This window comes from Sinomicrobium halophytocola (assembly GCF_052983395.1).
In genome coordinates, this window is the sequence record NZ_JBRKIT010000011.1 from 398,381 (window position 1) to 420,085 (window position 21,705).

Consider the following 21,705-nt stretch of genomic DNA (forward strand, 5'->3'; position numbering starts at 1 on the left):
CGCCATAATTTCAAAACGAACAGATATCTACTTACTGCTTTATCATATCAAACCTCCTGGAAATTCAAAAAGAAAAAAATCGGAATAGGGTTTAAATCAGTTCAATGAAAGAGGATTATAGCGAAAAAGGTAGTATTGAGGAGTATGCCGGACAGGTCAGAAACTCGGATAGGACCGCATTTAACAATCTGTTTGCATTGTTATGGGAACCCATGTATGTATATGCTGCTTCCATTGTTCCGGACCATGCTGTTGCCGAAGACCTGGTACAGGAGGTCTGGATCGATTACTGGCAACGCAGGGAAGAGGTACACATACGTCATATAAAGTCTTATTTATACAAAGCCATCCGGTACAAATGTTATAATGCTTTAAGGGATACAAAATTCAATGAGATCCAAATAGAGACTGCACGTGCTATTCATATTCCTTCGGAAGTTGAACTGGAGGAAGATCTCACCGAGCTGTCCGGACGTATAAATGACATTATTTCCTGTCTGCCCGACCGATGCCAGGAAATCTTCGTGCTGAGCCGTATACACAATATCAGTAATAAAGAAATTGCCGAACAGCTCAAAATCTCTCAACGTTCCGTAGAGAACCAGTTGTCCGTAGCACTTCGCAAACTCCGCGAAGAGTTGTCCGTTGTCAAAATTTTCTTTTTTTAATCCTGCCAAACAGGTTTTCATTTTCCAGACACTCAAGAACACAGAGCCTTTCTTTTTTCGGCTGTCCACATACGGAATACTCCCGATACTTTCCTCTTTCTCTTTAACTGTAAGTTAACAGGACATCTCCTAATATTAAGCAATCGTTAACACTGCATTTCGCTATGTGCGTAGCTTTACTCTTTTGGTACTCTTAATTGTAATGCTTGTACAATGACCGAAAATGACATTAAAATACTCATGGAAAAGTACCTTAACGGTACGATAACCCGAAGGGAAGAAATGCTCCTGGAAGAGTTTGACAGTGCCCTTTTATCTAAAAATAAAAAAAAGGTCTTCAAAGATGCCCGCCATCGAAAATTTACCAGGCAAAAACTGTTGAGATCAATCAATAAACGGGATAAACAAACCCGGGGCCTCCGCCGCGCCAGGTGGGGGAAAATTGCGGCGGCAGCAGCGCTGATCTTAAGCATGGGACATTTTATGTACAAGGCATGGAATAACAAACCCCGGGAACAGCCGGTCACCCAACTGGTAAAAACCACGGAATGGGGACAAAAGCTGAGCCTGACCCTGACGGACGGTACGGAAGTACGGTTGAATTCGGGCAGTACCATTAAATTTCCGGAAAGGTTTACCGGTCAAAGCCGTGAAGTTGAACTTACGGGTGAGGCTTTCTTTAATGTGGCAAAGAACCCGGATAAACCTTTTATTATAAAGTCTAATGAAGTACACACTACAGTTTTGGGTACTTCCTTCAATATTAATACCTACCCTGATAACCCGGAAATAACCGTAACGGTCGCCACCGGAAAAGTAAAGGTCGCCTCTCAAGATCGCGAAGTGTTACTTGGTCCCAATGAACAGGGGGTTTTTGACAGGAAATCCAACCGGATTTCCAAAGGAAAAATCGACATTACAAATTTTATACAATGGAAAGACGGGATCATTCATTTCGAGGACACTTCTTTGTTGAAGGTTGTACAAGTGCTGGAATGCTGGTATGGTGTAACGTTCGGTTTTGAAAATGAAGCGATAAAAAACTGTCATCTGACGGCAACGTATGACAATGAAATCCTGTCGGTCGTACTGGAAAGCATCGTATATGCCAAAAAGGGGTTGCATTACCAATACCTGGATGATAACAAGATACTCATTAAAGGAAAATGTTCTGATTAATAACCGATCTCATCTAAAAAAAATAAAGCTTATGATGTAAAAGTTTACAATAAAAAAAGCAGTCTGCAACACTTTGGCGAGCGATCACAGACTGCTATAAGGTTCAATAATTACAGATACTAATAACTATTAAACATTATGTGAAATTATGAAATTGCTAACTTTTAAACAATTTATTCAATTGACATTCCATACATTTTGCTTTCTGATTGCCGGGGCATTACTAAACCCGGTACTTGCCGCCGATGCTGCAGGACAAAAACTGGAAAGCTATAAAGTAGACTTGTCCGTCAAGGATGCTACCGTGGTAGAGGTCCTTAAGGACATTGAGGCACAGACGGATTTTAAGTTTGTGTATGACCGAAAAATAGAACGGTTGAGCAAAACTTATGATATTTCATACAAGGATAAATCGCTGCGCTCCATTCTGGAATGGATTGCAAAAGATGCCAGCCTTGCTTTCAGAAGAATCAACCATACCATCTCTATTGATGTAAACCAGAGAAAGGTTACGGAAAGGGTTTTGGATGTGGCCTTCCGGACAATAACAGGTATTATTACCGATGAAAACGGTGTGCCTCTGGCCGGGGCTACCATCATTGAAAAAGGCACTACAAATGGTTCTACTACGGATTTCGACGGAAATTTTGCCATAGATGTTGAGGAGGATGCTGTCCTGGAAATATCTTATTTGGGATATAAGTCCCGGGAAGTTCCGGTCAACGGACGTTCTGAGATCAACATCCAGTTAACTCCGGATGCCGCTCAATTGGATGATGTTGTTGTTGTAGGGTATGGTACACAGAAAAAAACGGATGTTACCGGCTCTATTGGATCTGTAAAGCAGGAAGATTTCAATAAAGGTATCGTAACCAATCCCGGACAACTTTTACAGGGTAAGGTTGCGGGCGTCAATGTTTCTACAGTCAGTGGCGAACCGGGGGCTTCACAGGATGTTATTATCCGTGGTATCGGTAGTTTGCGTTCGGGGACAACACCGCTTTATGTGGTAGACGGTTTTGCGTTGGATAATACTTCTACCGGGGTACCTACCAATCCGTTGAACTTTATTAACCCTCACGATATTGAAAAAATAGACGTTCTTAAAGACGCTTCTGCTGCTGCTATCTATGGTGCCAGAGCAGCCAACGGAGTTATTGTGATTACCACCAAAAAAGGGAAACAGGGACGTACCGAGATGAACCTTACGGTATCTACTGCCCTGTCCACACTGGCCAATAAGATAGATGTTTTCAGCGCCAGCGAATTCCGGGAGCAGGTTGCCAGGGTAGGTGGCAACCTAAGAGACGGAGGTGCGGATACGGACTGGCAGGACGAATTTACCAGGACAGCTATATCCAAAAACATCAATTTCTCCATGGGAGGCGGTTCCGAAAAATTCTCTTACTACGGGTCTGCCGGCGTCAATGACCAGGAAGGTATTTTGAGGAACAGTGACCTGCGAACATATTCCGGACGTTTGAACCTGTCGCAAAAAGCGCTGGATGATCGTTTTAAAGTAGAGCTAAACCTGTCCGGAACCAGGACCGAAAACAAAAGACCGTTAACCACGACCATAATATCAGACATGCTTCGGTCTAACCCTACTTACCCGGCCTATACGAATGGCGAACCAACACCTGTAATAAACGGGGATCAGTTCAATTCCCTCGTACGGGAACAGTTGTACGGGGATTTTGCCAATAACAACCGTATCCTGGCCAATATTTCCCCTTCTGTAGAGATTTTCAAAGGATTGACCTATAAGTTAAACCTCGGGGTGGATTACTCCAATACGGACAGGGAGCAGCAAAACAAACCCTACACGGCTCGGGAAGACGAAATCGGTTCCCTGGACCTTGCTTATACCAGCAATACCAATACCCTGGTGGAAAATTACCTGACCTATAAGCAGAACATAGGCCAGCACGACATGACATTTTTGGTAGGCCATACATACCAGGAAACCCTCTATAAATTCAGGGGATGGGAATATGAAAATTTTCCGGACAACGGTATTGATCCTAGATACCAGATCGAAGCTGCGGGTAATCTGCTGTCTCGAGCGTCTGATGCCATAAAAAACGAACTGCAATCCTTTTTCGGGCGGATAAATTACGGCTTTGCAAACAGGTATTTGCTTACGGTAACCATGCGTGCAGACGGGTCTTCCAAGTTTGGGGAAAACAACAAGTACGGTTATTTTCCTTCTGTTGCTGCCGGGTGGAATATCAGCCAGGAAAATTTCATGATCAATACTCCTTTCAGTAACCTGAAACTCAGGGCTAGCTGGGGACGTACGGGAAACCAGGAAATCCCTTCCAAGATCACGCAATCCAGCTACACAGACAGTAGGGCCGATAATGATACCTACCCGCTCAGCGACAATATAAACGACCTGGGGGACTATCCTTATGGTACTGTTTATACCCGTCTTGCCAATCCTGATATTCAATGGGAGGTTTCTACGCAAACCAATGTTGGTATTGACTTCGGCCTGTTCAATAACCAATTAACGGGTACATTGGATTACTTCAACAAAGTATCCGAGAACGTATTGCTTGAAGTGGTTCCTTCGGACCCTATACAACCTACCACTACGTTCTGGACCAATATCCCGGATATGGAGATCAAAAATAACGGGTTTGAGATTGCGCTGGATTACCGGAGTAAGGGAAGCGACGGAGATTTCTCTTATAACATTGGCGGTAATGCTGCCTTTACCAAAAACAAAGTGGTCAATTCTCCGTACCAGGTGCTGACCACAGGGGCAGCCCAGGGGGCCGGACAAACAGGAGCAACGATTAACGGGTACCTGAACGGGGAGCCCATAGGTACTTTTTATATGAAAGAATTCATGGGTATTGACGCAGATGGGTTCAGCCAGTTCCGGGATGTAAACGGGGACGGGGAAATACTGGATAACGACCGTGTTGTCGTGGGCAAGGCTTTACCTGATGTTACCTATGCTTTTTATCTCAACTTCTTTTACAAGAAATTTGACCTGAACCTCAATTTTAACGGTGCGGCAGGAAGCCAGATATATAACCACACCGCCATGTCCAATTTTACAAAGGGAAACCTCGCTTTGTCCTTTAACACTACGGACAAAGCCATTGAATATGAAGAAGAAGTGGTTAATAATACTAACGAAGTCTCTACACGATACCTGGAAAACGGGGACTACCTGCGTCTTAACAATGCAACTTTGGGTTATAACCTGGACCCTAAGCTTCTGGGAATGACAGATTATATAAAGAACATAAGGCTCAGTTTTACCGGCCAAAACCTGTTTGTACTGACCGATTACAGCGGATTCGATCCTGAAGTGAATACCGGTGATTCATCGGGAGGAATTCAGACTTTCGGAATCGACAGGTATACGTATCCGAAAGCACGAACATTCCTGTTTGGCTTAAATGTATCCTTTTAATCACCTCTAAAAAGAATGAAAATGAAAAATAAATTTATTATAGTATTACTGGCAATCAGTTCTTTAATGAGCCTTAGCTGTACCGATCTGGATGAACAGGTACTGGATGAATCCCTGACGGGTAGCGGACAATCCGAAGCTGTAAGCGGTGCCATTGCCCCTGCTTACGGACTACTTCCGCAAACTTTTCGGCACACCCGGTATTTTGGTTTACAGCTCATCCCTTCGGATGAGGCTATTTTGCCGGCACGTGGCGGTGACCAATGGTATGACGGTGGCCGGTTCCTGGAACTTCATACACACAGCATTACCCCGAGTAACGGTCTCGTCGGCGATGCCTGGAACTATATGACTACCAATATATCCCGGACCGTAATCGCTATTGAGGTTCTGACCCCGCTGGCGGAGACAGATGCTGAAGCACAGGCGGCCCTGTATGAGATGAAAGCGTTGAGGGCATATTTAAATATGCTTATGCTGGATAGCTGGGGGGTGGCATTTAAGAAAGAATCTTCGGAAGACATGTCCGAAATACTTCGGGAGCAGGAGGCCATAGACTATATTGAAAATGAATTTTTGTCTGTAGTAGACGTAATAAACAAAGATGAGGGCCCCGGTAGAATGACCCAGGCGGCAGTTTGGGGTTTTCTGGCCAAATTACACCTGAATGCAGCCGTTTATCGCGATCCATACGGCAACCCCAGTTTTTCTACGGAAGACATGGACAAGGTCATCGAATACACCGATAACATTATCAATTCCGGTAATTTTACCCTCTCCCCGGAGTATTTTGACCTGTTCAACGATGATAATCATGATAACCAGGAGCTGATCTTTGCATTGGATCAACGCGGTATATTGAACAACGATCATAGCCGCTGGGCCTACTGGTCTTTATCTGGTTCCTTATTTCCAAGGCCGGAATACCCAAATGCGGATGGTACGGACGGCCCTTCCATTACCCCGGATTTCTACCAGACCTGGGTAGATGCTTATGGTAACATGGACCCGGCTGATGCCGATGCCAGGTTCTACCAGAAAAACGTAAATGTTCCTTCGGAATATGAAGACCTTGGCGGATTTACCCCTCAGAATGACGAGGATCGCTATATCTGTGTCGCCGCCGAAGATTTTGAGATCGACAGGGGAATCATGCGAGGTACGCCGTGGGGACCCAGAAAAGACCCTGACGGCAATTTTTATACCTGTAATGGCGGGTACAGAATCTATGCCGTAGGTGAAAGAAGGGAAGCCAACATGGAATATTATGTAGACCACACCCTGAATGTAGATTTTACTGCCAATAACGGGTATGCTAGCGGTTATCGGGTATCTAAATACCAGTTTAGCCGCACTTCTCCCAACGGGAACAATTACAGCAGTGTAGACCTTGTGCTATTGCGTTATGCCGAAATCTATTTAATGCGTGCCGAAGCGAAATTAAGAAAAGGAGATGATGCCGGGGCTTTGTCCGATGTCAATTTCGTAAGGACATCCAGAACTGCCCGTGCTCCTGTTCCTGCGGCGCTCACTTCCATCGACCCGGATATTCTTTATCGCGAACGCGGTTTTGAATTGTACTGGGAAATGTCCAGGCGTACGGATATGATCCGTTTCGGGCATTATGAGGATACCTGGACAGAGAAAACCGATACGGATGTAAGACACAGGTTGTTCCCTATTCCTCAATCGGCTATAGACGGCTCGTCCAATACCCCGGGATACCTGGACCAAAACCCCGGATACTAACCGGCCGGACCATATTATAAACTGACTACCCCATTTTAAATAAGTACGGCAAGAGCATATTTTTCTTGCCGTACGCTTTTTAAATTTTAGCTAAAAATCAGAAATTATGAGATTTTCGTTCAAAGCGATACTAATAACAGTCCTCTTTACCATTTCCATAGGATGTACTCCTGAAAAAGGCAGGGAAAATGCCCGGGACACTTCGGCTATTGTTTCGGAAGAACCTTTGAGTATAATTTTTATGATCGGGGATGGTATGGGACTATCACAGATATCCTCGGCATCCTATTTTAAGGATACCATATCCAATTTTGAAAGGTTTCCTATTATTGGGTTGAGTAAAACTTCCTCTACCAGTCACCGGATTACCGATTCTGCCGCGGGGGCCACGGCTTTTTCCACCGGGGAAAAAACATATAAAAAAGCTATTGGTGTGTCCAAAGATACCGTTGCCCTGCCCACAATTCTCGAAGACCTGAAGACCGAAGGCTATAAAACGGGACTCATAAGTCTTACTTCCATAACTCATGCCACCCCGGCAGCTTTTTACGCCCACGTGGAGAACCGGGATATGCATGAAGCCATTGCATTGGAGATGCTGAAGGAAAATGTAGATTTCTTTGCAGGGGCCGGGTTGAAGTATTTTACAAAAAGGGAAGACAGCAGAAATTTATATACCGAACTTCAGGCAAAAGATTATCACATGGATTCTATAAATATGTCTACGGTAGACCCGTCCAGAAGGAACGGCTTTTTGCTCGCACCCGAAGGCATGCCTTCCAAAATACAGGGCAGGGATGATTTTTTGCCTGAAGCCACAGCCAAAGCCCTCAAATACTTCGAGGCTACCAATAAACCTTTTTTTCTTATGGTTGAAGGTTCTTATATAGACTGGGGAGGACATGCCAAAAACCCCGAAATGATGATACAGGAAGTACTCGATTTTGATAAAACCCTGGGTGTAGCCCTCGATTATGTCGAAAAGCACCCGAATACCCTTCTGGTAGTAACCGCAGATCACGAAACCGGAGGGGCTGCCATTGGTAAATTTTACGATACTGATCCTAAAACCGGAAAACCGGTGGAAAACCCGCAAAAAGTAGCCGTGTATTTTATAACCGATCAGCATACCGGTATCCATGTACCTGTATTTGCCCGGGGAAAGGGAAAAGAATTATTTTCCGGTATCTACGAAAACAATGAAATTTACCATAAAATGCGGCAAGCTCTTGATATGGAATAACCGGAGACTATATGGTAACATCACTTGAAAAACCTGCTTAACGACAGGTTTTTCTTTTTTTAAGCCTTAAGCCCTGCTTTTTTCCGGTACGATCGCGGACTCTGCCCGTTCTGTTTACGAAAAAATTTATTGAAATGGCTTTCGTCCGTAAATCCGAACTCGCCCGCAATCTCATTGATCCGCTTGTCGCTGTGCTGCAGACGATGTTCTATGAGCTTTGTCCTGTACTGCGCAATATAATCCCGCATCGTCTGCCCGGTATGCTTCTTGAAGTACCTGCCCAAATAGGCATTGGAGAGATTGAAGTGCTCACTTAAAAAGTCAGTTCTAAGCTTTTCCGGGTAAAAGATATTGGACTGTATAAACTGTAATATGTTATGGGCTTTATCTTCGGTATGCGCAGACATCTCCAGGCCCTGAAACTTAGCAATATTCCTCACCACAATAAGGATAAGTGTATTTACATATTGCTGTATGAGTTCCCGGTGCGAAATATCGAGGTTGGTATGCTCCCGGGTAATGGCTTCTACAAGTGGTCTGACAATCTGTTTGTCTTCCAGGTTCTTCAGGATACATCCGGGGCGGTGATTGGCATTCTGAAGTATATATTCCAGCTTTTGTATATAGCCTTCGGGTATCCCGCTATCTTTAATATAAATATTATTGAACCGTAAAAAGAAAAAAATGGTGGTGGTTTCTATTCTAAAAGAATGACAATCTTCCGGGGTTATGAGGAACATATGTCCTTCGTTATAATCGAAATGATTGTTATTTATGCATTGCTGTCCGCTACCTGAAACGATATATACCAATTCGAAAAAACTGTGCTTGTGTCCCTGTTCAGGACATTCGTCCATTGTTTTGTAGACTATAGAATACGCTTCATATAAGTTTTCTCTGGTCATCTCCACCAATTTATTACCAATTTTAGACAAAAATATACAATTTTATAGCTATATTAATGTATAATTTTACCTGGATAAAACTATAAAAATTATATATATGAAAGCTATAGTATTAAAAGCCCCGGGAGGTACGGACCAACTGCTTTACACGGATGTACCAAAACCGGAGGTGCAACGGGGAGAAGTTCTTATAAAGGTCAAAGCCATAAGTATCAATCCTGTGGATATAAAATCACGTTCGGGAAAAGGGGTTTACGGCCGGATCAAGGACCAGGACCCGCTTATACTGGGATGGGATGTTTCCGGAGTTGTTGAAGAAAGTAAGAGTGCCTTGTTCCAAGCCGGGGATGAGGTCTTCGGTATGGTCAATTTTCCGGGGCATGGTAAGGCTTATGCAGAATATGTGGCAGCACCTGCGAATCAACTGGCGCTAAAACCGGCAAATATATCGCACGAAAAAGCCGCAGCGGCTACGCTGGTGGCTTTAACAGCCTGGCAGGCCCTGATAACCAATGCTAACATACAAAAAGGACAAAACGTCCTGATCCATGCTGCTTCGGGCGGTGTGGGCCATGTGGCTGTTCAGATAGCCAAACATGCCGGGGCTGTTGTAACAGGGACTTCATCTGCTAAAAACAGGGATTTTGTACTGGAACTCGGGGCAGACGAACACATTGACTACCGGGATTACGACTGGAAAAACCATCCCGGTGAATTCGATTTTGTACTGGATACCATCGGAGGGGATAATATTGATAAATCCCTGGAAGTTACTAAAGAAGGCGGAACACTCATCAGTATTCCTTCCGGGCTCAACGAAGCTGTGACGGACAAAGCAAAATCTAAAGGCGTGAAAGGATATTTTATTCTGGTGGAATCTGACGGAAACGACATGAAAAGTATTGCCACCCTGTTGGAACAAGGAGTGTTGAAACCACAGATACAGGAAGTTTTTTCGTTTGACAGTATGGTTGAAGCCCATGCACAGATAGAAAGCGGAAGGACTGTGGGCAAAGTGGTACTTACAGTATAGAAAACAGCTTTTCATTTTTACCCGTTGTGCATTTTGGCTGCCGATAGTCCGGATGAGCAACGGGTATTACATCGTAAATATCCCCCCTCAAAAATCTTAGATATGTCATAAATTAATAATACCTAAGCTTCCTCCGAACTTTCTTTCTTCCTTCCATCTGTAAAAAATCGTTTACCCTTGTCCTGTTTAAATTTTTCCAGGTTGTAATTTTCGGAGGCATTCCGGGCAATGGTAAGGGTTTCCCATTTTTTATCAGTGGTCATTTTGGCTATGTAAACAATTTGTCCTATATGATATGGTACATGGGCAAGTTGCCTATTTATAGCTTCTGTAACCGTATGGCCTTCATTACGTATATAAACTGTTTTTTTAAGATCATTCACAGTTAAAGCACGGATGGTTTCCAGCAGGCATTGCCAGCCTTTCTCCCAGGTCTGTATCAGTTCATCTCTCCCTGAAAAAGTATCTGTAAACTCCCCGTCCCGGTCCCGCCATGCTTTTTCTCCATCCGTGGTCAGAAAATCCGTCCATCGCGATACCATGTTCCCTGATAAGTGTTTTACGATTATGGCAACACTGTTGGAAGCATCATTAGGCTGATAAAAAAGAGCCTGGTCCGGTACCTGTCGCATTGCTTTATCCCCAAGGGATTTATAGTACTCAAACAGTTTTAATGAACTCTCCAAAAAATCATTTCCGGGCATATCTTATTCTTTTGAACAAATGGTGTGTTTTTCATTTTTGTCTTAATTCCTCATAAAGATAGGAACTGTTTGCCACAATTACTACCAATCAATCTTGATAAAGCTTAATATTAGGACTGTATTAAATTGCATGAATTGTTAATCGATTTTACCGGATTCCTGCAAATAATCGTAAAAATGGTACTATCCGTCCCAAATACAGCAAATACGCATGCTTTCTATGCCGCACATGTATTTAAAATTATTTATTTTCGCCGCTCATTGTTTAAATCAAAATTCAAATGAAAGAGTTATTAGAAAAAATTCAGTCCGAAATTGAGACCTTTAACACGGAAGCTCAAACACAAGTTGAAAAAGGAAACAAGGCTGCCGGAACAAGGGCCCGTAAAGCCGCTCTGGAGATCAGCAAGCTTATGAAAGATTTCCGTAAAGTATCTTTGGAAGAATCTAAAAAGTAAATCTTTTTGAAGAAGGACTCCGAAAAATCCAAAAATGAGTTCATGGGGATCCTTACTTTCAACAGATCAAAAAATAATTCCGGGCCTTGGTAGAAGGTTCGGAATTTTTTGTTTTGATTTCTATTCGTTTTTTCTGTTTCCCCCTTACCTGCCTTTCTATTTCTCCACATACGACAAAACATATATCTGCAACCACTTATTCATAAGACACTCCGCCTTTCCTGCTATACTAAAAATCCAAAATCATTGTCTTATAAAAGTCAAAGTGCCCTACCGGGTGTTAAAAAGTGTTAAACAACCCTTAACTAGGTGAACTTAAAAGCAAATTATCCTTACCTTATCTGGGCAATTAAAAAACACACTGACTTATTAACTACTAAACTAACTTCATTATGCCAGCTTTTAAAATTACTGTAAATGGTAAGCCCCATACGGTAAATATCGAAGGTGATACGCCGCTGTTATGGGTCTTACGGGACGAACTGCAACTGGTAGGTACCAAGTTTGGTTGCGGTATAGGGCAATGCGGTGCCTGTACTGTTCATCTCGACGGGGATGCTACACGAAGCTGCCTGCTCACGGTAGCCCAGGTTGAAGACCGCAAAATCACTACCATCGAAGGACTTTCGGAAGACAATTCCCACCCGGTACAACAGGCCTGGAAGGAAATGGATGTACCCCAATGCGGATATTGCCAGGCCGGACAAATTATGACAGCCTCCGCTTTTTTAAGCAATAATCCCAATCCGTCAGGCAAGGATATCCGCGGGGCGATGCAGGGAAACATTTGCCGTTGCGCTACGTATGTCCGTATCGAAAAGGCCGTGGCCCTTGCCGCAGAAAAAATGAGTTAACCCCAAACTATCGTAATTATGACAGAAACAATGATTAAAACCACGTTCAGCAGACGTTCCTTTATGCGTACGACTGCACTGGCCGGCGGAGGTATACTCATAGGGGTTAATTTCCTGAACTCCTGCAAGCCGGAAACCAAAATGCCACAGGATATTTCCGAACTGGACTTTAACGACTTCAACGCGTATATAAAAATAGCGGATAACGGAAAGGTCACCATCTTTTCCCCCAACCCGGAAATCGGCCAGGGTGTAAAAACCGCTATGCCGATGATCGTTGCGGAAGAACTGGATGTTCCCTGGAAAGACGTATATGTGGAACAGGCTCCGCTGGATACGAAGAACTTTACACGCCAGGTTGCCGGAGGAAGTCAATCCATACGCCACGGATGGGATATTTTGCGACAAACCGGGGCCAATGCGAGGCAAATGCTTATCCATGCCGCAGCCAAGCAATGGAATATATCTCCCGAAGAATGTAATGCCTCGGACGGCGTCATCACCAATGCCAACGGTGACAAGTTGGGTTACGGCGATGTGGTAAAAGCAGCAGCCTCTATTGAAATAGAAGAAAATGCACCACTCAAAAAACCTTCGGAATATAAAATCATAGGACGCGATGCCGTGAATGTGGACATCGATAAGATAACCAGCGGGAAACCCTTATTCGGACTGGATTATCGGCAGGAAGGCATGCAATATGCCTGTGTTATGCGCCCTCCCGCATTTGGCCGTAAACTGGTATCCTTTGACGATTCGGAAGCCAGAAAAGTAAGTGGTGTTACCGACGTATTCCGGATCGATGATAAAATTGCCGTTGTGGCTACCAATACCTGGGCCGCCAAAAAAGGTAAAGAAAAACTGCAGGCCCAGTGGGACAGTGAGAAGCTGGAAAGTACCGAAGATCACGATCGCATTTTACTGGGGCTCCTGGACGGAAACGATTTTGAAACCTTACGATCTGACGGGAATATAAAAAAAGCCTTTGCTGAGGCAGACCAGGTTATTGAACGAACCTACGAGTCGCCCTTCCTCCCGCATTCCTGTATGGAACCTATGAACTTTTTTGCCAGTGTTACGGATGATAAAGTGGAATTGACAGGCCCCATACAAACGCCGGAAGGAAGCCAGAAAGCGGTTGCAGAAGAACTGGGTATTGACATAGAAAAAGTAAGCGTAAATATGACCCGTATGGGCGGGGGCTTTGGCAGAAGGCTGATCGGTGATTTTGTTATGGAAGCCGCTAAGGTCTCCAATACCATCCGCAAACCGGTACAACTGTTTTACACCCGTGAGGATGATATGACCTGCGGACAATACCGTCCGGCGATTAAGTATAGGATCGCTGCATCGGTAAAAGGCGGAAAGATCACCGGGTACCACCTTAAGGAAGCTGCGATCAACAGCAATATGTATGGCCTGATCCCGAATTTCTTCCCGGCCGGGGCCATTGAGAATTACCAGGTAGATGTTGCTAATTACAAAAGCCATATCACTACGGCACCATGGCGGGCGCCCTATACCAATTTTCTCGCCTTTGCCGAGCAGAGTTTCATGGATGAACTGTTTGAGATCATCGGTGCCGACCCTATCCAGATCCGGCTGGACCTGCTGGAAAAAGTAAAAGGCACAACTGACGAAAGGATACAATACTCCCCGGAACGTATGCAGGAGGTTATTCGTACCGCGGTTGCGAAATCCGGATGGGGGAAACCTACCTCTTCCGGCATTTATCAAGGTTTTTCTGCTTATTACTGCCACAACAGCCATGTCGCCGAAGTTGTGGACATTGCCATGGATGAACGCTCGGGAATGCCTTTGGTGAAAAAGGTGACCTGTGTTGTGGATTGCGGTATCGTAGTCAATCCCACCGGTGCCAGAAACCAGGTTGAAGGTGGCATTATAGATGGTATAGGACATGCTATGTACGGCGATCTTTCTTTTGATAACGGAACACCACAGGTAAATAATTTCCAGGGATACCGGCTTATCCGTATGCAGGAAGCCCCTGAAGTGGAAGTACATTTTATAGTAAATGAACTTTCTCCCACTGGACTTGGAGAGCCCGCTCTCCCACCCGCAGGCGGAGCCCTGGCCAACGCCATTAAAAAGGCAACCGGGAAAAGGCTGCTGGCACAACCGTTTAGCAAATACCTGAGCACATCCGACAAAGTCATCGGGTAAGTTATGAATCTGATGTGTCTGATTCAGCTATAAAATTACAAAAGGGACGGCTATCCAGGTCGTCCCCTTTCTGTTTAAACCCGGAAAAACTCAATTCCTGTCTTCTCTTCAACTATTAGAGACGGTATTATATTATTACTAAAAACACTTTTTAATGAAACGACTCTTAAAGCCGGCAGCCACGTGGTACCTTTTGTTTTTTGCCCTCTCCATTCAGTATGTGGCTGGACAGGACAAACTTCTGAACGTAGCGGTAGCCGGAATGACCCACGACCACATTCATGTTCTCTTAAACCAATACAAACAGCACCGGGTGAATATCGCGGGCATAGCCGAACCGGATAAGGCGCTTATAAAACGCCTGCAAAAGAATTACGACCTGCCGGATGCGCTCTTTTACGATACCGTGGAAGAAATGCTACAAAAAATACATCCGGATGCGGTGCTTGCCTACAATCCTATCTCCGAACATATAAATGTAGCGGAAATATGTTTACCACAGAAAATTCCACTTATGGTAGAAAAGCCCCTTGCCGTAAACAACAAACAGGCCAGGCGTATTGCCCTTCTTTCCAGGGAAAATAACACTCCCGTATTTACCAATTACGAAACAACCTGGTACGGCAGCAATCAAATGCTGAAACAACAGGCACAACGCGAAGGTTTCGGCCCTGTAAAAAGAATGATCGCCAAAGACGGGCACCAGGGACCAAAAGAGATCGGATGCAGCCAGGACTTCCTGGACTGGCTTACCGACCCGGAAAAGAACGGCGCCGGGGCGCTGATGGATTTCGGATGTTATGGCGCCAACCTGATGACCTGGCTGATGAACGGGGAAAAACCTGTTGCCGTAACCGCAATAACCCGACAAATAAAACCGCATATCTATCCTGATGTCGATGACGATGCTACTGTACTGATAGAATACGAAAACGGGGCTACCGGTATTATACAGGCTTCCTGGAACTGGTCTTACGGTATCAAGGACCTGCAGGTCTACGGCAAAAGCTCATCCCTGCATGCGGTGGACGGGAATACCCTAATTACGGGGGAAGGTGTTCAAAAAACAAAAAGCCTCCCGTTACCCGAAGATTATTTCAAAGACCAGATAGCTTACCTGGAAGCGGCTTTGTCCGGTAAGATCACTACCAAAAACGATCTTTCTTCCCTGGAAAACAATCTTATCGTGGTGGAAATACTGGAAGCGGCAAAACAATCCGCTCTCAGCGGGAAACGTATTACTTTATAAAAATTTCATTTGCCTTTTAATCCTTCGGGGTGGAAATATCGTTTATATTAAAGACACGCATAGTCTTATTTTTTGAATTTAAAAGTCTATCCGGTCTGTCGTTTGTTAATTACTTTTGTCTGCGTGTTCCCAAACCACGGGATCATTTTGAAGAAGCAGGCCGACTTCTGAGTCTTTGGCAACAACAGCTATTAATTTGTTATGACAGCACCTAAAAAAACCGTAAAAGTACCTATAGAACTGGAAAAGGCACCGTATTACCAGAGTACATTGCAACTCGACGGTGTTACTATCGTCGAATCGTGTACGAAAGCACATGATAAAAAAAGTACGATGTTCCTGGAAGATCACTTCTTACTTTTTGTCCTGGAAGGTACGCATCACATACGTTTCGGAAATACGGATTATACAGTGAGAAAAAACGAAATGATCTTATTAAAGAAAGCCATAGCTATAGAATCCCACAAACAGGGAAACCCGGCAAAAGATTTTGCTTATGAAAGCATGATGTTCTTTCTTAAAGACGAATTTATTGTGGATTTTATACGTATGGCCTCGGTAAAATCGTTGAAAACCGTAGAAATGGCGCAAGTGTCGGTACGCCCTTTCGGTGAAAGGCTCTTAAGGTTCCTCGAATCCGTAAAACCTTTTTTCCGGACCCCGGACCAAATAGACAAAGGGCTTATCCGTATAAAAATGCTGGAACTCCTTTATGGTATAACCAATGCGGATAAAAACCTGTTATTACAGCTTATACAGCTCAAGCAACAGGTACGGACGGATATTACCGGGATCATGGAAGAAAACTACCTGAACCCTGTTTCCCTTTCTGATCTCGCTTATCTTTCGGGAAGGAGTTTGTCGAGTTTTCGCAGGGATTTTTACGCGATATACAAGACCAATCCGGCTGCGTGGATACGGGAAAAAAGAATGGCCAAAGCGAAAGAATTACTGAAGTCCACTACCCTGTCCGTTTCGGAGATATGCTACCAGACGGGATACGAAAATGTCTCCCATTTTTCCAGGTTGTACAAATCGGTTTACGGTTACCGGCCGTCGCAGGAACGATAAATAAATTTTTAATACCTTATTGCATTAAATTTTAATAGAAATACTTTAAAAAAACGTAAAAACTTATTCTATGAGAACACAATTTTCCGCTTCCCCATGGTGGTATATTCCATTGGTTACTTCTTTCGCGCTAAGTACGCTTTCCTGTTCTACCAAAGAGAACAAAAAGCACGGGGCTATCCTGCCGGATGAAGATAATGCGGAATTAAAACTTCCCGAAGGTTTCGGGGCATTGAAAGTAGCAGACAGTATCGGAGCGGCAAGACACCTGGTTGTCAATAAAAACGGAGATGTCCTGGTAAAACTTAACCAACCCAAAGACGAAAAGGGAATTGTTATCCTCTCTGATAAAGACAAAGACGGCAGGGCCGACAGCCAAACCGGGTTCGGGGATTACGGCGGAACGGGAATTACCCTTAAAGGGAATTACCTTTATGCTTCTTCCAATACATCGGTTTTCCGGTATGCTCTTAATGCTAATGAACTCCCGGAAAATACAAGTACCCCGGATACTATTGTTCAAGGCCTTATTGACCGCCGTCAGCACAATTCCAAATCTATTATCCTGGACGACAATGAGAATATTTACGTAAATATAGGGGCGTATTCCAATGCCTGCCAGGAAAGGGACCGTACCAAGGATTCTCCCGGCATGTACCCGTGTACCATACTGGATTCTGCCGGGGGCATATGGAAATTCAAAGCCAGTGCCATGAAGCAGTCCTACGGAGAAGGAACACGTTATGCCACAGGACTGCGAAATGTGGTAGGACTGGACTGGAACAAACAGGACAATTCCCTTTATGTCATGCAACACGGAAGGGACAACCTGCACGACCTGTTCCCGGAACTGTATGATGCGGAAGCTTCTGCGGAACTCCCGGCCGAAACTTTATATAAAATAGAAGAAGGCGACGATGCCGGATGGCCTTATGTGTATTATGACCAGAAACAGGGAAAAAAGATTCTTAGCCCGGAATACGGAGGAGATGGCAAAAAAGAAGCTGAAGAAGGGAAAGGAAAAGAGGCTATAGATCCTCTTGTTTCATTCCCCGCGCATATGGCGCCGAACGACCTGTTGTTCTATACAGGCTCCATGTTCCCCGAAAAATATAAAAACGGGGCTTTTGTGGCATTCCACGGTTCCTGGAACAGGGCCCCGGAAGAACAGGAAGGTTTTATGGTGGCTTTTGTTCCGTTCCAATCGGGTAAACCTTCCGGCGAATGGGAAGTTTTTGCCAAAGGTTTTGCGGGAACAGGGCCGATAATGTCTCCCGGAGATGCAAAACACCGCCCGTGCGGACTTGCCCAGGGACCTGACGGTTCGCTTTATGTTTCGGACGATGCCAACGGAACCATTTACAGGATCATATACACCGAAAAATAGTATTCTTATTTCATATATGAAACATATTATTTATATAGTAAGTTGCATTGCCATGTTTTGCTGTGTGGCAACAGCATGCAAAAACAGTTCGGAAAAAGAGAGTGCAAAAACGCCCGTTACGACCGAAAAGTCCGAATCAAAAAAACAGGGAGGGACATCTTACCCGGAAGGCGAAAAAATATACAGGCAATATTGCGCCACCTGCCACCAGGCCAACGGCAGCGGGGTACCTAACCTGAACCCTCCGCTACAAAAAACGGATTATGTTACGGGTGATAAAGACAGGCTTATAGATATTCTCCTTAACGGTTCGGATGCCGGGCTGGAAGTGAACGGGCAAACTTACGCCAATGTAATGCCCCCGCACAGTTTTTTAAACGATCAACAAGCGGCACAAGTACTTTCTTATATCCGGAACAGCTTTGGCAATACTGCAGGGCCGGTTGCGGACGAAGAAGTTAAGGCAGTACGGGACAGCAAATAGTACAAAGGTTTTTATATGCCCGAAGAAAAGCCGGGCTGATATTTTATATATATACACAAATCGCTTATTAACACATAAAAAAGAGTTATGAAGTACAGAAAATTAGGAAATACCGATCTCGATGTCTCTGTTGTTACTTTTGGCGCCTGGGCCGCCGGGGGATGGATGTGGGGAGGTACCGAACGCAAGGATGCGGTACGTGCCATACAGGCATCCCATGAGCTGGGAGTAACTTCCATAGACACCGCTCCTATATACGGTCAGGGTACCAGTGAAGAAATTGTGGGAGAAGCTATCAAGGATATTCCCAGGGATAAAGTACAGATCCTTACCAAATACGGTATGCGCTGGGACCTGGTGAAAGGGGATTTCGGCTTTAGCAGCAGGGACAATGCGGGCCGGGATATTGATATCTATAAATATGCCGGTAAAGAAAGTATTATTAAAGAATGTGAAGACAGCCTGAAAAGACTGGGCACGGATTATATAGACCTATACCAGATACACTGGCCGGACTCCACTACGCCCATCCAGGAAACCATGGAGGCGGTTGCAAAACTCATAGAGCAGGGAAAAGTACGCTATGCGGGGGTATGCAATTACAATGTGGAACAAATGGCTGAAGCGGAAAAATACGTGTCCCTGGCTTCCAACCAAGTTCCGTACAGTATGGTACAGAGGGACATAGAAGCGGACGTGGTTCCGTATTGCTTGGAACATCAAAAAGGTATACTGGCCTACAGCCCCATGCAACGCGGTTTGTTGACCGGGAAAATAAAACCGGGACACCAGTTTGCCGCAGGCGACCACCGGGCTTCCAATCCTTATTTCAAGAATGAGAACCTGAAACGAACCAACGCCTTCCTGGAAAGCATAAAACCGATAGCAGATGCCAAAGGCCTAACACTCGGGCAACTTACCATTCTCTGGACCCTGGAACAGCCGGCCATTACTATTGCCCTGGTAGGGGCCAGGAATGAAGTCCAGGCCATGCAAAATGCTAAGGCGATGGAAAAAACACTTTCCGAAAGTGAAATCAAGGAAATTACAGAGAAACTGGACCAGTTGAAACTAGACCTTTAGAATCTTTCTTCCGGAAATAAAAATATCCCCGACAAGTATTCATAGAATGTCTTGTCGGGGATATTTTTATTTAGTCATGTCCCTAACTATTCTACGGCAAAACAACCAGAGCTTCAATCATTCATGTAAAATCACAAAGAAAAGCATTTGTGTAATTATAAGAAAAGTAGTATATTTTATCTCTAAATCAAAATGTTATGGATGATGATAATAAATTAGACCAGATGCGAAAAATCCTTTCCAAACTGGAAGACATAAAGAATACCCAGGAAAGTAGTATTGACAAAATAAACCATGTCATTACCGATCTGTTCCAATTTCCCGACAGCAAACTCGAGAAAGTAATGGAAGATGCACACCAAAGGGCCTCCGACAACGTAGATATGGTTCGTGAGGCTATTGACGAATACCAGATGCGGATCAATAAGCTGTCATTAGAATAATTTCCCGGTCATTCCCTTACACAACCGAATAAAATTAGGTAAACTCCTCATCCGTCCCGCATCCCCTCCGGATATCCCTGCTGTTTTCAATACATTTCGGGGGGAGAGTTCTGTACTCCAACAGGGGTTGTCCGGCTCTTATCCTATGGTAAACTTATAACCAGCGTACCGATAGCTCCGGCCCCAAGCTTTACAGGAATTGAACGGTTTTCCAGTTTCACCGCAATTTTTTGTTCTTCTTTACCGGTATTCTGTAGTATACAAACATATTTTCCCTCCGGGGTTTTAAACGCCACATTGGCAATATCTCCATGAATATCTGAACCTACTCTTACCGAACCGGGCGGCACAAACTTGGAGGCCTGCGCTATAATGTAATAGGCGGGTTCACGGGTTACCTTATCGCCTGTAATGGTCACTGCTCCCAGGCAACGGTCACAACCACCCCTGTCGGTATGCGGGTCCTGGTTTTCATCGGCGGCAAGGTTCCACTCCAATACGGTTTTGCACCAGTTCCTCGTGGCCCCGATAATAAGGTTTTCGGTATGCCATGCCATTTCTTTGGCGAAATCTCCGGGTGCTCCTACCCACTGCTCGGTAAAGTAAAGGTTTTTGTCCGGGTGTGCTTCGTGAACCTGTGAAAGTGCACTTATCTCACCTCCATACAGGTGAAAAGCAGATCCGTCCACATATTTTGCAGCCTCCGGATCATCGAGGATGGATATGGGGTAATCCGGCCTGTCCGCATTGTGGTCGTAAATAATGATTTTCGTATCTATTCCGGCACTCTCAAAGACAGGTCCCAGGTGATCCTTTATAAATTCTCCCTGTTGTTCGGGAAGCATCAATAAACTGGGATTATTTCCCGGATGCAGCGGTTCATTCTGAACAGTTATGGCATCGATAGGGATGCCTTGTTCCCGCATGCCTTCTATATATTTTACAAAATATCGGGCATAACTGTCGTAATATCCCGGTAAAAGGCTTCCTCCACGGGTATCGTTATTATCTTTCATCCATTTCGGAGGAGACCACGGCGATCCCATGATTTTTATTTCCGGAGAGATTTGCAGTATTTCCTTCAATACGGGAATAAGGTGTAATGTATCATATGCCATAGAAAAGTTATCCAGTTCCTCGTCCGTTTCCCCTTCGGCAATATCGTTATAAGACCAGAGGCGCTCGTCCAGGTCAGAAGCTCCTATGCTGATGCGGAGGTAACTTACTCCTATGCCATCTTTACCTGTACCGAATAATTCCCGCAAAAGCTCTTTTCTTGCAGCTGCCGACATATTGTGTATGTGCAGGGCACTTCCCCCGGTAAGTGTGTACCCGAACCCGTCCATAGTTTGATAGGTTTTGGCGGGATTAACAGCAATAACAACATCGGGAGAACTATCTTGAGAGGTATCTACCCTGGTTTGCTCCAGTAGCGACCTTTTATCTGTCGTGGTCAGCCATAATTCCGCTTCGTAATCCGCTTTTTTTTCGGGAGTACAGGCCAAAAATAGCATAAAAACCATTAAACGGTAAGCGTGATGAAGGTTGCGCATTTTGTATGTATATTTTATCAATTTA

General features: G+C 44.5%; 18 protein-coding genes. 15 read left to right on the forward strand and 3 right to left on the reverse strand.

Annotated features, from left to right (window positions below; genetic code table 11):
• The first annotated feature begins 104 nt into the window (after positions 1 to 104).
• From ACVBDY_RS03670 to ACVBDY_RS03690, 5 genes are all read left to right on the forward strand, one after another.
• The gene (locus tag ACVBDY_RS03670) at positions 105 to 668 is read left to right on the forward strand and encodes an RNA polymerase sigma-70 factor (RefSeq protein ID WP_447174114.1); all 564 of its coding nucleotides are present in this window, start codon (positions 105 to 107) and stop codon (positions 666 to 668) included.
• 213 nt (positions 669 to 881) lie between these two features.
• Positions 882 to 1,847 carry a FecR family protein gene (locus tag ACVBDY_RS03675; RefSeq protein ID WP_447174115.1) on the forward strand — a complete coding sequence of 322 codons (966 nt, stop codon included), beginning with the start codon at positions 882 to 884 and terminating at the stop codon, positions 1,845 to 1,847.
• Positions 1,848 to 1,995: 148 nt separating this feature from the next.
• Positions 1,996 to 5,280, forward strand: a complete 3,285-nt coding sequence (locus tag ACVBDY_RS03680; RefSeq protein WP_447174116.1) for a SusC/RagA family TonB-linked outer membrane protein — start codon at positions 1,996 to 1,998, stop codon at positions 5,278 to 5,280.
• Positions 5,281 to 5,301: 21 nt separating this feature from the next.
• The gene (locus tag ACVBDY_RS03685; protein WP_447174117.1) at positions 5,302 to 7,029 is read left to right on the forward strand and encodes a RagB/SusD family nutrient uptake outer membrane protein; all 1,728 of its coding nucleotides are present in this window, start codon (positions 5,302 to 5,304) and stop codon (positions 7,027 to 7,029) included.
• Positions 7,030 to 7,135: 106 nt separating this feature from the next.
• The gene (locus tag ACVBDY_RS03690) at positions 7,136 to 8,272 is read left to right on the forward strand and encodes an alkaline phosphatase (RefSeq protein WP_447174118.1); all 1,137 of its coding nucleotides are present in this window, start codon (positions 7,136 to 7,138) and stop codon (positions 8,270 to 8,272) included.
• Between the two features lie 59 nt (positions 8,273 to 8,331).
• On the opposite strand, the gene ACVBDY_RS03695 is transcribed toward ACVBDY_RS03690, so the two are convergent.
• A complete protein-coding gene (locus ACVBDY_RS03695) occupies positions 8,332 to 9,177 on the reverse strand; it encodes a helix-turn-helix domain-containing protein (RefSeq protein WP_447174119.1) in 846 nt (281 codons plus the stop codon).
• 97 nt (positions 9,178 to 9,274) lie between these two features.
• Between ACVBDY_RS03695 and ACVBDY_RS03700 the strand changes: the two genes are divergently transcribed.
• On the forward strand, positions 9,275 to 10,210 hold the full coding sequence (locus ACVBDY_RS03700) for an NADP-dependent oxidoreductase (protein WP_447174120.1): 936 nt from the start codon (positions 9,275 to 9,277) through the stop codon (positions 10,208 to 10,210).
• Positions 10,211 to 10,332: 122 nt separating this feature from the next.
• Here ACVBDY_RS03700 and ACVBDY_RS03705 read toward each other — a convergent pair whose 3' ends face one another.
• Positions 10,333 to 10,914, reverse strand: coding sequence for a DUF1572 family protein (locus tag ACVBDY_RS03705; protein ID WP_447174121.1), 582 nt, complete (start codon positions 10,912 to 10,914; stop codon positions 10,333 to 10,335).
• 281 nt (positions 10,915 to 11,195) lie between these two features.
• Between ACVBDY_RS03705 and ACVBDY_RS03710 the strand changes: the two genes are divergently transcribed.
• From ACVBDY_RS03710 to ACVBDY_RS03750, 9 genes are all read left to right on the forward strand, one after another.
• Positions 11,196 to 11,372: a BF3379 family histone-like protein gene (locus ACVBDY_RS03710; RefSeq protein ID WP_447174122.1), complete on the forward strand. Its 177-nt coding sequence runs from the start codon at positions 11,196 to 11,198 to the stop codon at positions 11,370 to 11,372.
• A gap of 392 nt (positions 11,373 to 11,764) precedes the next feature.
• A complete protein-coding gene (locus ACVBDY_RS03715) occupies positions 11,765 to 12,226 on the forward strand; it encodes a (2Fe-2S)-binding protein (protein ID WP_447174123.1) in 462 nt (153 codons plus the stop codon).
• Between the two features lie 18 nt (positions 12,227 to 12,244).
• On the forward strand, positions 12,245 to 14,410 hold the full coding sequence (locus tag ACVBDY_RS03720; protein WP_447174124.1) for a xanthine dehydrogenase family protein molybdopterin-binding subunit: 2,166 nt from the start codon (positions 12,245 to 12,247) through the stop codon (positions 14,408 to 14,410).
• A 154-nt stretch (positions 14,411 to 14,564) separates the two neighbouring features.
• Positions 14,565 to 15,659 (forward strand): Gfo/Idh/MocA family protein, encoded by a 1,095-nt coding sequence (locus tag ACVBDY_RS03725; RefSeq protein WP_447174125.1) that lies wholly within the window; start codon positions 14,565 to 14,567, stop codon positions 15,657 to 15,659.
• Between the two features lie 201 nt (positions 15,660 to 15,860).
• Positions 15,861 to 16,730 (forward strand): helix-turn-helix domain-containing protein, encoded by an 870-nt coding sequence (locus tag ACVBDY_RS03730; RefSeq protein WP_447174126.1) that lies wholly within the window; start codon positions 15,861 to 15,863, stop codon positions 16,728 to 16,730.
• Between the two features lie 70 nt (positions 16,731 to 16,800).
• Positions 16,801 to 18,117, forward strand: coding sequence for a PQQ-dependent sugar dehydrogenase (locus ACVBDY_RS03735; protein WP_447174127.1), 1,317 nt, complete (start codon positions 16,801 to 16,803; stop codon positions 18,115 to 18,117).
• 16 nt (positions 18,118 to 18,133) lie between these two features.
• Entirely contained in the window at positions 18,134 to 18,601 is a 468-nt protein-coding gene (locus ACVBDY_RS03740) for a c-type cytochrome (protein ID WP_447174128.1), read from the forward strand.
• Between the two features lie 87 nt (positions 18,602 to 18,688).
• Positions 18,689 to 19,684: an aldo/keto reductase gene (locus ACVBDY_RS03745; protein ID WP_447174129.1), complete on the forward strand. Its 996-nt coding sequence runs from the start codon at positions 18,689 to 18,691 to the stop codon at positions 19,682 to 19,684.
• A gap of 197 nt (positions 19,685 to 19,881) precedes the next feature.
• Positions 19,882 to 20,127, forward strand: coding sequence for a hypothetical protein (locus ACVBDY_RS03750; protein ID WP_447174130.1), 246 nt, complete (start codon positions 19,882 to 19,884; stop codon positions 20,125 to 20,127).
• Between the two features lie 143 nt (positions 20,128 to 20,270).
• On the opposite strand, the gene ACVBDY_RS03755 is transcribed toward ACVBDY_RS03750, so the two are convergent.
• Entirely contained in the window at positions 20,271 to 21,680 is a 1,410-nt protein-coding gene (locus ACVBDY_RS03755; RefSeq protein ID WP_447174131.1) for a glycoside hydrolase family 30 protein, read from the reverse strand.
• Positions 21,681 to 21,705: the final 25 nt, after the last annotated feature.